13 protein-coding genes and 1 tRNA gene are annotated in these 13,468 nt (G+C 42.2%); 2 read left to right on the top strand and 12 right to left on the bottom strand.

Features of this window, described 5'->3' with window-relative positions; genetic code table 11:
- Positions 1 to 32: 32 nt before the first annotated feature.
- Together WC819_05590 and WC819_05595 are read right to left on the bottom strand one after the other, a co-directional pair.
- On the bottom strand, positions 33 to 965 hold the full coding sequence (locus WC819_05590) for an FAD-dependent oxidoreductase (protein MFA5986788.1): 933 nt from the start codon (positions 963 to 965) through the stop codon (positions 33 to 35).
- 72 nt (positions 966 to 1,037) lie between these two features.
- On the bottom strand, positions 1,038 to 1,283 hold the full coding sequence (locus WC819_05595; protein ID MFA5986789.1) for a glutaredoxin domain-containing protein: 246 nt from the start codon (positions 1,281 to 1,283) through the stop codon (positions 1,038 to 1,040).
- A 161-nt stretch (positions 1,284 to 1,444) separates the two neighbouring features.
- Between WC819_05595 and WC819_05600 the strand changes: the two genes are divergently transcribed.
- Positions 1,445 to 1,518, top strand: a tRNA-Arg gene (locus tag WC819_05600).
- Between the two features lie 25 nt (positions 1,519 to 1,543).
- Here the strand turns inward: WC819_05600 and WC819_05605 are convergent.
- The 10 genes from WC819_05605 to groL form a co-directional block, all read right to left on the bottom strand.
- The gene (locus tag WC819_05605) at positions 1,544 to 1,879 is read right to left on the bottom strand and encodes a hypothetical protein (GenBank protein ID MFA5986790.1); all 336 of its coding nucleotides are present in this window, start codon (positions 1,877 to 1,879) and stop codon (positions 1,544 to 1,546) included.
- A 23-nt stretch (positions 1,880 to 1,902) separates the two neighbouring features.
- Positions 1,903 to 2,547 (bottom strand): hypothetical protein, encoded by a 645-nt coding sequence (locus tag WC819_05610; GenBank protein ID MFA5986791.1) that lies wholly within the window; start codon positions 2,545 to 2,547, stop codon positions 1,903 to 1,905.
- Between the two features lie 3 nt (positions 2,548 to 2,550).
- Positions 2,551 to 3,114 carry a hypothetical protein gene (locus tag WC819_05615; protein ID MFA5986792.1) on the bottom strand — a complete coding sequence of 188 codons (564 nt, stop codon included), beginning with the start codon at positions 3,112 to 3,114 and terminating at the stop codon, positions 2,551 to 2,553.
- Positions 3,115 to 3,118: 4 nt separating this feature from the next.
- Complete coding sequence (gene pilM / locus WC819_05620) at positions 3,119 to 4,180, bottom strand: type IV pilus assembly protein PilM (GenBank protein ID MFA5986793.1); 1,062 nt, start codon at positions 4,178 to 4,180, stop codon at positions 3,119 to 3,121.
- A gap of 58 nt (positions 4,181 to 4,238) precedes the next feature.
- The gene (locus WC819_05625) at positions 4,239 to 5,771 is read right to left on the bottom strand and encodes a hypothetical protein (protein ID MFA5986794.1); all 1,533 of its coding nucleotides are present in this window, start codon (positions 5,769 to 5,771) and stop codon (positions 4,239 to 4,241) included.
- Between the two features lie 63 nt (positions 5,772 to 5,834).
- Complete coding sequence (locus tag WC819_05630; protein MFA5986795.1) at positions 5,835 to 6,497, bottom strand: prepilin-type N-terminal cleavage/methylation domain-containing protein; 663 nt, start codon at positions 6,495 to 6,497, stop codon at positions 5,835 to 5,837.
- Positions 6,494 to 8,014 carry a prepilin-type N-terminal cleavage/methylation domain-containing protein gene (locus WC819_05635; GenBank protein MFA5986796.1) on the bottom strand — a complete coding sequence of 507 codons (1,521 nt, stop codon included), beginning with the start codon at positions 8,012 to 8,014 and terminating at the stop codon, positions 6,494 to 6,496. The genes WC819_05630 and WC819_05635 overlap by 4 nt, the downstream gene beginning before the upstream one ends.
- 11 nt (positions 8,015 to 8,025) lie before the next feature.
- Positions 8,026 to 9,243 (bottom strand): type II secretion system F family protein, encoded by a 1,218-nt coding sequence (locus tag WC819_05640; protein MFA5986797.1) that lies wholly within the window; start codon positions 9,241 to 9,243, stop codon positions 8,026 to 8,028.
- A gap of 19 nt (positions 9,244 to 9,262) precedes the next feature.
- A complete protein-coding gene (locus tag WC819_05645) occupies positions 9,263 to 10,999 on the bottom strand; it encodes an ATPase, T2SS/T4P/T4SS family (protein MFA5986798.1) in 1,737 nt (578 codons plus the stop codon).
- A 174-nt stretch (positions 11,000 to 11,173) separates the two neighbouring features.
- Complete coding sequence (gene groL, locus WC819_05650) at positions 11,174 to 12,823, bottom strand: chaperonin GroEL (protein MFA5986799.1); 1,650 nt, start codon at positions 12,821 to 12,823, stop codon at positions 11,174 to 11,176.
- Positions 12,824 to 13,159: 336 nt separating this feature from the next.
- On the opposite strand from groL, the gene WC819_05655 reads away from it, so the two are divergent.
- On the top strand, positions 13,160 to 13,351 hold the full coding sequence (locus WC819_05655) for a hypothetical protein (GenBank protein ID MFA5986800.1): 192 nt from the start codon (positions 13,160 to 13,162) through the stop codon (positions 13,349 to 13,351).
- The last annotated feature ends 117 nt before the right edge of the window (positions 13,352 to 13,468 follow it).

Genomic DNA, 13,468 nt, shown 5'->3' on the forward strand with positions numbered 1-13,468 from the left:
GATTTATCCACATCAATCAAAACTCATCATTATTAATTCTTCTTTACATAATCATAAGCGGAAAGCAACGCTTTAATCGCATCACCCACAGCAATGTTGTTTTGTCTGTATGGCGTATCGGTCACATCGCCTGCGGCAAAAATACCGGGACAACTCGTCGCCTGCGTCTTCGTATCAACAATGATATTGCTCCACTGATCTTTTTGCACCAAATCGCCAACGATCTCACTATTCGGCACTGAGCCGATCTCCACAAAAATTCCACCCACTGCAATTTCACCGATCTCTCCCGTTGCAACGTTTTTATAACGCAATCCTGTCACCATTTTATCGCCCAATACCTCTACAGCATCAGACCCAAAGATCACTTCCACTTTATCAGATGCAAAAACTTTTTCCTGTGTCACAGGATCACCGCGCAACTCATCCTTATTTGCTTTGCGCGCTACGAGATAGATCTTATTTGCATAGGCAAGTAAATCCACCACCGCTTCCAAGCCGCTGTTTCCGCCACCGACCACAGCCACATCCTTCCCGCGGAAAAAAGGCGCATCACATGTTGCACAAAAAGCAACACCTCTCCCCTCAAATTCTTTTTCTCCCGGCACCTCCATGCGTCGGTGTCGTCCGCCGGAGCACACGATCACTGTTTTGGTTGTATATTTTTCCTCGCCTGTCATAACATCAAATGTGCCATCGTCATTTTTTGACACACGATCCACATTTTTCCCGATAAAAAGATCGATATTTTCTTTTTGCGCTTCCAGATGTTTTTTGAGCTTGATCGCCAACGCCGGACCACTGATCAGCGGCTCACCAATCCAATTTTCAATTCCATCAGACACAACAGATTGCCCACCGATCTGATTGGCAAAAAGTGCCGTCTTGATATTCTTGCGCGCTGCATATACACCAGCCGCTACAGCAGCTGGACCGCCACCGATAATAATTGTTTCGTACATCATATATTTTTATAATCACGAGAAAGAAACAATAGGCGATATTTCTTTATCGCCTACATGTTTATTCCCAAATTTTTAGAGTCCAAGCATAGTAGAAAGTTGCACCTGATCGAATCCTACAAGAACCTCTTCTTGACCATCTTTGATGATTACGATCACCGGCACGCCCATTTGTCCGGTTTTTTCCACCATCTCCTGCGCTTTTTGTTGATCAACGGATACATCAATATCCGTATATTCCACACCTTTCTCTTGAAGGAAATCTTTTGCCAATGTGCAATATCCACATGTTGGCGTCGAATAGATCGTTACTTCTGCCATATGATTTTTGTCTCAGCGTTACATGTGACATTCAGACGTCACAGCACGATGAAATTACTTATTACTGTTTATAGTATACGCTCATAATATCACAAATCATTCACAAGCACCAACCTTGACTGTCTCTTAATTTTAATGCACAATGAGTTGTAGACATATTTGTTCTGGTAGCTCAATTGGATAGAGCGTCTGGTTTCGGCCCAGGAGGTTAGAGGTTCAAGTCCTCTCCAGAACACAATTCACAAAACGATATCCTCTTGTTATTGACGATAAAAAATGTCGTGAAAATCTTGTCGATCCCGCGCATAAAAGTCATTGCGTTGTACAATGCGGTCTTTGACCGCATCAAATCTCTTCTTATCAAAAGTTACTTCACTTTTTTTCTGGTTGACATAATCCGTTTTTTCAGCCCCTGTCAATTCCTTTGTGTGAACAAACACATACCATACATACCATACAAAAGAGAGAATGCACACTAATACGAAGCTGAGCACAATTGGAAATATCTTTGTCCACTTTCTTCTCACAAAACCAAAAAACAATGCAAAATCACTCTGCGGTTTATTGAATGTATCTCTTCCTTTGATGCCAAACATATATGAACTGCCGTTAAACTCAATTACTTATTGACCTGATCAAGATAAAAAACGATCGTAATATCACTTTTGAGAAGATCTTTTCTTACCACTATTTTTTCACTATTTTCCTCATCCACAATGTCCGTGACAGGTGCAACATCACGAGAATTATCTACCGTTTTGACTGATTTGATCGATGTAACATCAGATATGTAGCGCATATTCTCAACTTTTTGCAAAAACATGATCAGATCATTATAATTACCGACCAAGGAAATTGTCATGCCAATATAATCAGTGACTTGTGGTACGATATTCTTTTTTGTTTCACCGGTTTTTTCCTCACCCTTTTTCACCGAGAGCGTAACACTTTTATTTCCCGTTTCCTGTGCGATGCTTTCAATCATAGAAAACAATCGCACTTTTTCATCATCATTGTTCGGAAGCAGAATGTTGAAATTTTCACTGTTCTCATGAATATATGCCGCATCCTTCTTGAATACATAAATATTTTGCAGATACTCTTCTGCCAACACATGATCCATTTGTGTTTGTTTGAGACGTTCTGACTGCACTTTGATCATCGTAAAAATTTTATACGCTTCACCTATGACAAAGATCACAAAACAACCCAGTGCGATCACCACAATCAATTGAATATAATACTTTTTAATAAATCTCCTCATACGCTAACGCAAACAAGCAATATTAATATCAAACGTCATTGTAAAAACAACATTTTTTGGCGATGCAAGATCAGATTCCGGCACAACAATATTTTCAAAACATTTTTTCTCATTCCATGACACATCGCGAAATTTTTCCTTAAGCGCAACAACATCCTCTCGCGTCTGCGCCGTTGCACGCAATTTTACCTGATTGTCTACCGTGGAAAATTCATCCACAGTAATTTTTTCATCAATATTTTCACTGAGCATGATCAGGACACGCGACCAATTGAAATGTCCATCCAAGATCTTATTCACCTCATTTGTTGTATGTTTTACATTTTTAAACTCTGAATGAATATCGATGATCTCTTGGTATCCATTTTGGTCGATCAATTGCTGTTCAACACCTTGCAATAACCCTGCCTCTGACTTGAGTAAAAAATAAATTGCAAAGAGACTAAGCGTTAACACGCCAAAGACGATCATCACATAGATCTCTTGCTCAACGATCATACGCAAAATCTTCTGCGTATACAGATGATCTTTTTGTTGTTGCGGTAATAAATTAAATCTGATTTTCATAGTTTTATAATTGTTTTGTCGCCAATCCGATTACTGTCGCATATTGCACAGCATCTTCTCGCGTGATTGGTGGTACACCTTTGAAATGCACATTGACCCATGGATCACCAAGCTCAATATTATATCCCAAACGCCGTGACAGGTACGGCGCAAGTCCGACCGTTTTTGACCCTCCGCCACACATAATGATCCGATCAACCACAGTAGAGTATGTTAATCTGGACAAATAAAATTCAATGGACTTTTGTGCTTCCACAACAAAATTTTCTACAACGGATTTTGTCGCTTGAAAAACATGATCATTATTCAAAACGGACCCGATGCCATATGTAATTTTGATATTTTCCGCTTCACGATATGTAATGCCAAATGTCTGCTCGATCGCTTTTGTCATTGACTCCGATGAGAGCGGGATACTGGATGTGAAGACGGGAATATTGTCCACAGTAATCACAAAGCTCGTTCCTTTGTCTCCGATATCAATGATCATTGTCGTCACGCCCTTTTCTTCATCTTTGAGGAGACTCGTTGCCTGTGCAACCGGCTCCAACTCAAATCCATAAGCAGAGAGACCCGCTTCTTGCAAAAGCTCAATAAAATCGTTGATATACTTTTTTGACACCGCAACAACGATCACATCCATTTGCTTCTCATTTTTTGATAATCGCTTATTCAATATTTGCCAATCATAATACACCTGATCGATCGAAAGTGGGATCACCGCCTCAATTTCCCATTTGATCGCCTCTGCAACCTCAGAATCGGTCATCTGAGGAATTGTCACGATACGCAAAAAAGATTTTGACTCCGGTAAAGAACAAATCACATTTTTCGTTGAAATTCTTGCTTTTTCTCGCGCACGCTTAATTGCACCGACCACATGCTTTGGCTTCAGGATCTCACCATTTTTGATCATACCAGGCATTAATTTTTCCGACGCAAAACCACACACGCTATCATACTTACCATGATGCGCCATCTGTAACACTTTCACAGAAAGCTCGCTGATATCCAAACCAAAATACGGTGGCGTCGGATCAATGATTTTTTTGTTCAAAAATGACATGCGTTTTTTTTATTTTCTATACATATATAATATCACATTTTTACCTACACGTACTCACTCACTTTATTTCTTCCCATAAATCCATTGCATACGTACTTCCTGTAGGAAACATTGGCGGTGGACTATACAAAAGATTGCCATCAAAATACAAATTGCGCGTTTCAAAACCCAATGGTCTATTTGCACCATCACACCATGCCGTTCCCACATAACCAAAATTCATGCGTGTATTAGTAGCAATTGCACCATAAAGCGTGATCGTATCCTTGCAATCATTCCAATTATCACGACCAATACGCCCGTATTGCGACAAAAGCACGGCATCAATTTTTAATTCATAACGTTCATCGCTATTGCTCACAGAGTGCAATCCCTCACTATTTCTCACAAGTTCAATATTTCCCTCTGCAGCCAAACCGAGTACGCAATCACTATCTCGATCCTCATATTCAATATCATCCATACCAATGAACATACGCGGTTGCACAGAATCCTCATCATGTGCGGCAATCGTTAACTTCATACCTTCTGGCAATTTTCCCTCAATCCACACATTATCCCGCACGTAAACGATTGCCGTTTCTTCTGCATCAAGATTTTTGATTATCGGATCTTCAGGAGCACATACATCATCCCATCCCCACGTTCTGCATGTTCCATTCCATTTATACCGCAAGCATACCCACTCTTGATGGCATGACTCCACAAATGTCGGCGTGTAATTACTATCAAAGCTCTGTACCCTACGCAATTCCATTGTCCCCTTGGTTGGATCTGATCCATCAACTTTCAACTCAATATATCGTCCTTGATACGAATTATCAAAATATGTGTTGTCAACAATCGCCAGCTCACGCATTTCATCAAAATTTGCTGTAACACTATTAAAATCTTGCACGGAAACAGGAAAACGCTTACCTGCTTGAAAAACTTTTTTATGCAAAGTAATATTATACTCATCTGTCCAGTTAGTCCATACACCCGGTCGTGTAATACCCGTATCTGGATCCTGATAAGTTGTCTTAGAGCTTGTAACAATATTATATGCAACACCGTCAAAGCGAAATCCACCATTCACATGCATTGGACCGTACACCACGGTACCTTCGCTTAAACGCGTGTCTGCATTGGCAAGAATAGCAAATTCACTCCATGACGGTTTGCGTTGACGCGCTCGTATCGTACGTGTTTTGGTTATGCCAGAAGATGTCGCCGTTCCCTCAGATTGGATGTGTAAAACCGTAGAATATGTTTGTGGTGGTGTAATGCAAATCTTATATTGTCCTATGCCCTCATAATTTGCCACATACGCCTCTGTACCATCACCATCGCCATCTGCAGTGTCCGGATCATCACAGTCTCCATCACCATTATCATCTTGTCCTAATGGATCTCCATCCCAAAAATCCTGAATTTGACTTGCGGTCTTTCCTTCAATATTATGTGCCAAATACCACCGATAAAAAAATATTCCGGCCTCCGCAATATGAAATGCCTGTTGATCTGATTCCAATGTCGTATTGTATTTGACATGTGCAACAACAAGTTGAATCGTTCCCGCAAACAATACACTTGCCGCCGCAATTACCATAAGTACATACACTAAAGCGGAGCCACTATATCTTCTTGTATGAGAATGCATCATATTTTTTTATTATGTTGGAATCTTATTAAAATCTGCCAAATTGCGCACAACAACAAATGACTGAATGCGAACATTATTTGGTGCTCGAAGTGGATCAGGATTTACAAAGAGCAGAATCTTCACCATTTTTATACCACCTAATTCATCTTCACTCAGTGGCGTGGACATTGCTGCATTCTCAACATCACTATAAGAATACATCGCACTTTCATCGTTATAATATTCAAATGTTTTATACCCCGTAGTTTCATTCACGATATAATTTGCAGCATCTTTCACGCTTTCATCTGCATCTGCATATGTGGGTGGCGTTACAGAAAGATTTGGCTCTGTTACACCAACCTTGAACTTCTGATCCTCCACAAAATAATGCACACGTTCCGCAATACCATCCTCATCATAATCCATATAAAAAACGATACTATGATCTTCCGCAGACACAATAGGAAATGCGCCGTTCTCCGCTGGCCGTGCTGCGCGAATGTCTTTCTCGGCTTTTTGAATGCCACGACTTGATACGAGAGACGCAATCGCAATTTCATACGTGAACTGATTTGTCCGCCACATGCGTACAAAAAAAAGACTTGACCCCAGCATAACCGCAGACATAATACCAATCACAACAATCGTTTCTACAAATGTTACTCCACGATAATTTTTCATATTCATCATGATTCAGGCGTTAATATAACATTGATATCATACAATTTATCATCTTCTACAGTGATAACATCACTATATGTCTCATACCCTCCGGCTGATACGATATATTCATATTCCATATCCTCCTCCAAAAGGGGTACAATATCATATGGCTCACTTTCGCTACGCATGGGAAAATATGCGTAACCATAAACATCAGTTTGTTGAGTAGAACTGTATGTTGGCACATCATTATTGTCATATAGGTAAACATACGCTCCATTAGCTGGCACCCCTTCATCATTTACCACACGAATCAAAATACTTTTATAGTTTTTATCCAATAAGATCATCTTTGCCTCCACAGCAGTGCCTGCATTAACACTTGTTTTTTGGCGATTGTTATCAAGCCCTGGCGACATTTTTAAAAATACATAATTTGTCTCCAATTCATCCAAACCAAACGTAAAGACACCCGGGTTAACATGATCTGCACTTGTTACCGATTCATCATCATTGGTATCTGTACGAATTACCACCTCTCCGCTCACATCAGTAACCACATCATCATAAAAACCATACACTTCAGCTTCTGTATATAGAGGATTCTCATTCAAATTCGTACCCATTACTCTGCCTCCTTGCACAGAAAAATCAACATCCGAAATTACATTTTCGAAAGGATCTTCAGTTGTTAATGTGAGATCAGAATATTCTTGCATAATAAAAGACATCGTCGTCATTGTGCTATCAGTAACACTTTGATGGATAAAACGCGGAAAATATGACACATCTCCAATTTCCGTTGATACTGTTTTGTTTGCCGGAGACAGTTTTGTGGAGAGCGTTTCATAACCGCTTTTTTCCACATTGATCTCATAACAGTTTTGACATGCCGGTGCTCCAATATACATATAATTTCCAGTACTATCTGTCTGTACAACAAAAGTCTCATTTCGTACACTATCGTGGATTGTTAAAATCGCGTTGGGAATTGCATTTGCTGATGCATCCAATACATTGATTGACAAAATACCTCCGGACTCAACCGTTTCCAGACCTCCCGGTGGCACAAACTGTGACACAAGACGCACTCGCTCAACAGAACACTCACCGCCATACTCCGCCATACCACGTGTATACGATGCACTTGTACACTGATCCCAAATCACCGAAACGCTCACGCGCTTGTAATCATTTGGGATTACATCCGTTCCATTGACCGCCCTTCCGTCCCATGGATCGTCAACAAGTATTACCGAGGTGATCACACGAAAAAACATCTCATTAATCGTTACATTTTCATCAGCAACAATATCTCCAAATGGCGCATTTGTGGTAGTGCCAACCTCCGCATATGCCAAATTGCGATAATGCTCCATACGTTCATTGGCAAGTGATACTGCCGCCCGTCGTTGTTTTCCATCTTGCATATGAACCATCGTTTGGGTAAACACATTATAAAAAGTCGTCACAAGCAACGAGAAAACAAAAAGTGCAACCAGACCTTCTATTAAAGTAAACCCTCTTTTGTGCGTAAGTGCCATATATGTATAAATTAAATATTTTCCAAAACACTATACATCGGCTGTAACATCGCCACTGCAAAAAATCCCACCGCGGCACCAATCACGAGCATAAGCACCGGCTCAATGATCGATGAAAGATTTTTTGTGATCTGATTCACTTCCTCTTCATAAAATTCCGCCAACTTTACCATCATATCCTCCGTTTTACCCGTTTCCTCGCCAACGCGAATCATCTGCGCGACGATCACGGGGAAAATAACAGGATATTCCGCAATCACTGTCGACAACTCCACACCGCGCTGGATCTTATTGCGACCTTCCAGTACCGCTTCCTTGAAAAATGTATTTGTTAATGTATTTGCGACAATATTGAGAGAATCCACCACAGACACACCGCTGTGCAAAAGTGAACTATAGATGCGCGCAAATCGCGCGCAATTTACTTTGATCACGATATGTTTGAGAATTGGCGTTTTGAGCAAAGCAAAACTCGCCGCCTTTTTGCCCATATCCGTCGATGAGAATGCCTTGAGAAAAATCCCACCTCCGATAAGAACGATTGCGATGAGAACGCCATGGTTTTGCAAGGCATCACTAAGTCCGATAATAAATCGAGTTGGTGCCGGGAGTTCCACCTTCATATCACCAAAAACACCCAAGATCTGTGGCAAAATATATGTAAGCATGATCACACCAACGATCGCCATCGCACTCACGATCACGGCCGGATAGATCAATGCACCACGCACTTTTGACCGAAGTTCATGCTCCTTTTCTATTTGAATGGTAATGATATTTAACGATTCATCCAATGTGCCGCCAATTTCACCCACGCGGATCATGTTGACAAAGAGATCATTGAAGATTGCCGGATATTTTGTCAAAGAATCACTCAACGACAACCCTTTCTGCACATCCTTATACACATTATTCAATACTGCTTTAAAATGTTTATTTTTGGTTTGCACACCAAGATTATCCAGTGCACGTGCAATTGTAAGTCCCGACGACACCATTACACTCAAATTGCGCGTAAAAAACAACTTTTCCTTCAAACTCACACCTTGTATACGATCAAAAAAATTGATATGTGGCTTATGATCCAGATCATCCACACGCTCGATCGATGTAACAACAAAACCTTCTCCGCGCAATTGCAGAGCGAGATCACGTTCGTTTTTTGCGTCCAATTCACCCGAACGCGGTTTTCCTTCAATACTTTTTGCTGTATATAAATATTTTGACATTGTATGTATTCAAAAATTCTTATTCTTTTGTAACACGCATTACTTCCTCAATACTCGTAAGTCCTTGGACGATCTTGTAAAACCCATCCTCTACCATCGTGACCATGCCATCCTCTCGCGCCTTCTTTTCCATTGTTTCCGATGTAGCGTTTTGTGTGATCATTTTTTGTATTGCCTCTGTGATTTCAAAAACCTCATAGATACCATTTCGCCCTTTATAACCGGTACCACTGCATTGTGAGCATCCATTCGCTTTAAATAGTTCAATGTCCGTCCACTTCGTCCCCGGCTTCAGTCCGCCGATGCGATACAATGTTTTTGAGATCGTATCGAGATCATAATTTTTCCCCAACGTTTCCACTTCCTTTGCATCCAATTTATACGGTTGCCGACATTCGCCACACAATCGACGTACAAGACGTTGCGCGATCACGATATTGGTTGTTGATGCAATAAGAAACGGCTCCACACCCATATCCACCATGCGCGGAATTGCTCCAGCAGCAGAATTTGTATGCAGTGTAGAGAGTACCAGATGTCCGGTCATTGCCGCATGGATCGCAATCTCCAATGTTTCCTTGTCACGAATCTCACCCACCATGATAATATCCGGGTCCTGACGCAGGAGTGCACGCAGTGCCGCGGCAAATGTCATTCCGATCTTTGTCTGCACTTGTGTTTGATTGATGCTATCCATCCGATATTCCACAGGATCCTCAACGGTTGAGATGTTCACCTCCGGTGAATTCAAGATGTCCACCACGGTATAAAGCGTCGTTGTTTTGCCGGAGCCTGTCGGACCGGTTACCAAGATCATACCATTCGGTTTTTGAATCTCACGATGTACTGCCTCCAATGCCTCTCCAAACATTCCCATTTTTTCCAATGTCAATCCATGTGATGTCTCGTTCAAAAGACGCATGACGATTTTCTCCCCATCAAACACCGGCAAGATACTCACACGAAATGAAATCCTGTAATCCTCTTTTTCAATTTTGAAACGACCATCTTGTGGCAAACGATGTTCATCCAACTTCAAGTTAGATAACACCTTGATGCGCGCAACAATTCCCGGTAAGGCATTTTTTGGCAAGGTCATCGCTTGCCGTAAAATGCCGTCCACACGATAGCGAACGATCACATCTTTTTCTTGCGGCTCAATATGAATATCAGATGCGCCATCGAGAATTGCGTGTTTGAGAAGTGTATCCACGATACGCACGATCGGGAGATCCTCCGCGATTTTTACCAGATCATCATCCTCCCCTTGCGTCGCAATTGCAATTGCATCCTCTGGAATGATCTCACCAAATTCCACTTTCAAACTCTTGGCATACTGTTTGATCACTGTGCGAAAACTGTCCTCCGTCGTCATATACGGCATAATCTCCAGATCGGTCTTTTTGCGCAAAAAGTCAATGATTTGCAAATTTTCCGGATCAAGCATGGCAACTTTAAGCGTTTTTCCGCTTTTTTCAAAGGCAACTACTTGTGACTTTTTTGCCACCTGCTCGGGAATCATACTCAAGATCTGTCCGGATACATTTTCCTTTGTGAGGTCCACAAATGGGTACCCAAGCACGCCTGCTTTGATCCTCACACACTGTTTATCATCAATGATATTTTGTTGGACCAAAAGATCACATAACTGCTCCTGATCTTTTTCCGCCTGCGCAAAAACCGGACCAAGTGTTTCTTGGTCAAGAATATTGTTTTCCAAAAGATAATCACGCACTTGTGAATTTTCTATTTTCATATCTTTGTTTTTGTGTCCATCTCGTAACATTATATCATCAAAAGTCCAAGAAAACAAAAAAAATAAAAACACACATCATAAAACGATGTGCATTTTTATTTCTGATTGTCCTCATGTCTACCAGTCCATCCTGTCGCTCGCGAGCGACGAGACTGCATGTCTAATAATCGATAATTACATCATCCCGCCCATGCCCGACATACCACCACCCATGCCTCCGGCCGGCGTATGATCATGTGCATCAGGTTTATCTGTGATCACCACTTCTGTCGTGAGAAGCATCGACGCAACAGACACTGCATTTTCAATCGCTGTGCGCGTCACTTTGAGTGGATCAATAATTCCCGCCTTGACCATATCATCTTCAAAACGATCCTCCAATGCATTGTATCCGTAATTTTTTCCTTTGCTTTCCACCACAGCATTCAATACGACTGCCGCATCGCGCTCGCCGGCATTTGCCACGATCTGTTTGAGCGGTGCAGAAAGCGCGCTTATGAGCGTCTTGTATCCTGCACGAAACTCATCGTTTGCCTTTGCGTCACACACAATGACATTCGCCGCCTTGACCAATGCACTTCCACCGCCTGCAACAACACCTTCTTCCACAGCCGCTTTTGTCGCCGCCAACGCATCTTCAAGTTTGTGACGTACATAACCCATTTCTGTTTCTGTTGCCGCACCGGCACGAATCACCGCTACGCCGCCGGAAAGTTTCGCCATGCGTTTCTGCAATTTTTCTTTGGAATACTTGGAATCTTCTGTCTTGATTTGTTTTGCGATGTACTCTGCACGTGCTTTGATATTTTTCTTCGTGCCTTTGCCGTCCACAATCACCGTCTCATCCTTTGTCGATACAACCTTGGCCGCACTACCCAACACCTCAAGTCCTACATTTTCCACAGTCATACCTTTGTCCTCTGTGATCACTGTTGCACCCGTCACAATAGCGATGTCCTCAAGCATTTCTTTGCGTGTTTCACCAAATTCCGGTGCCTTGACCGCAAGTACGTTGAGTGCGCCACGCAATTTATTGACCACGAGAGTTGCCAACGCTTCACCTTCCAAATCATCACAGATAAGCACGATGTCCTTCTTGCCACTCTGCGCGATCTTTTCAAGTAGCGGTAAAATATCGCTGATCGCGGAGATCTTTCTATCGGTGATGATGATTGCAGGATTGGCGATCTCCGACTTGCGCGATTCTGCATCAGTCATCATATACGGCGATACATAACCTTTATCAAATTGCATGCCTTCCACCACATCATAGGAGAGTCCCACGGTCTGTGATTCTTCTACAGTGATCACGCCATCTTTGCCGACACGCTCCATCACATCCGCAATCATGCGTCCCATTTCTGCGTTTTCTGCACTGATCGTCGCGACTTGTGCGATTTCTTCTTTACTGGAAACCTTCTTGGAATTTTTCTGCAATACGGCAACCACATCATTTTTTGCCGCTTCAAGTCCCTTGCGAATGCCTACAGGATTGATCCCCGTTTCCACAAACTTCAAGCCTTCGTTGACGATCGCTTGCATCATGATCGTTGATGTCGTCGTGCCATCCCCTGCCGCATCATTGGTCTTGTCTGCCACTTCTTTGATAAGCGATGCGCCCACGTTCTCAAATTTGTCTTCCAATTCAATATCTTTTGCGATCGATACACCATCGTTGGTCACTGTCGGTGCACCAAATCCTTTGTCCAAAACCACATTGCGTCCTTTCGGACCGATCGTTGTCTTGACCGCATTTGCCACCTTATCCATACCGGCCACAACTTTTTTGCGTGCATCCGCACCAAATTCAATTTGCTTTGCCATAACTTTTTTTATTAATTGATTACACAAAATTACTTGTAAAGATGAATTAGCAATCTAATACCGAGAGTGCTAATCCTCTCCTTATTGTAGCGAATTTCAATTCCATGTCAAGAGAAAATACAAAAAAAGAATTTTCCAAATTAAAAACACCCCATACAATCACGATTGCATGGGGTGTGAATGGGCAAATGCCCTAATAATCTTCATACACCCACCGATACTTCCGGGTGTGATATCCGTTCCACCAGCCTGTGCGCACTTTGAGCACATAACCAGGACCGGGACACGGTGGCGGATTAAAAACCCACGGGAAATTAATAGGTCGAGGAAAAGGCAATGCAATTTCCGGTCCCCCACAATACCGGTGGTGACGGACAAAGGTGGGTGGTGGGTGGTGGCGGAAATGTCGCCCTCCATGATAAAACGGGAGACGATGCCGAAAAGTCTGTCCACCTCCATAGTGCGACGGGGGTTGAAAATGATGTCCTCCTCCGTGTATTGGTGGTGGCGGAAAACCCCAACCAATAGACGGGATCACTAGGGACAAAAAACCGATTGCTACTACAATGAGCTTTTTCATTTTTTCTCCTTGCTTCCTTTTTTTGATACATCTCCAATTGACACACGCCGATGGAAAAGAACATT

Source organism: Parcubacteria group bacterium (genome assembly GCA_041660065.1).
GTDB lineage: Bacteria > Patescibacteriota > Minisyncoccia > Moranbacterales.

Bases quoted from the DNA above. Each gene is read 5' to 3' on its own strand.
- WC819_05590 (MFA5986788.1), bottom strand. From the start codon at position 965: ATGATGTACGAAACAATTATTATCGGTGGCGGTCCAGCTGCTGTAGCG.
- WC819_05595 (MFA5986789.1), bottom strand. From the start codon at position 1,283: ATGGCAGAAGTAACGATCTATTCGACGCCAACATGTGGATATTGCACA.
- WC819_05605 (MFA5986790.1), bottom strand. From the start codon at position 1,879: ATGTTTGGCATCAAAGGAAGAGATACATTCAATAAACCGCAGAGTGAT.
- WC819_05610 (MFA5986791.1), bottom strand. From the start codon at position 2,547: ATGAGGAGATTTATTAAAAAGTATTATATTCAATTGATTGTGGTGATC.
- WC819_05615 (MFA5986792.1), bottom strand. From the start codon at position 3,114: ATGAAAATCAGATTTAATTTATTACCGCAACAACAAAAAGATCATCTG.
- pilM (MFA5986793.1), bottom strand. From the start codon at position 4,180: ATGTCATTTTTGAACAAAAAAATCATTGATCCGACGCCACCGTATTTT.
- WC819_05625 (MFA5986794.1), bottom strand. From the start codon at position 5,771: ATGGTAATTGCGGCGGCAAGTGTATTGTTTGCGGGAACGATTCAACTT.
- WC819_05630 (MFA5986795.1), bottom strand. From the start codon at position 6,497: ATGATGAATATGAAAAATTATCGTGGAGTAACATTTGTAGAAACGATT.
- WC819_05635 (MFA5986796.1), bottom strand. From the start codon at position 8,014: ATGGCACTTACGCACAAAAGAGGGTTTACTTTAATAGAAGGTCTGGTT.
- WC819_05640 (MFA5986797.1), bottom strand. From the start codon at position 9,243: ATGTCAAAATATTTATATACAGCAAAAAGTATTGAAGGAAAACCGCGT.
- WC819_05645 (MFA5986798.1), bottom strand. From the start codon at position 10,999: ATGAAAATAGAAAATTCACAAGTGCGTGATTATCTTTTGGAAAACAAT.
- groL (MFA5986799.1), bottom strand. From the start codon at position 12,823: ATGGCAAAGCAAATTGAATTTGGTGCGGATGCACGCAAAAAAGTTGTG.
- WC819_05655 (MFA5986800.1), top strand. From the start codon at position 13,160: ATGCAATTTCCGGTCCCCCACAATACCGGTGGTGACGGACAAAGGTGG.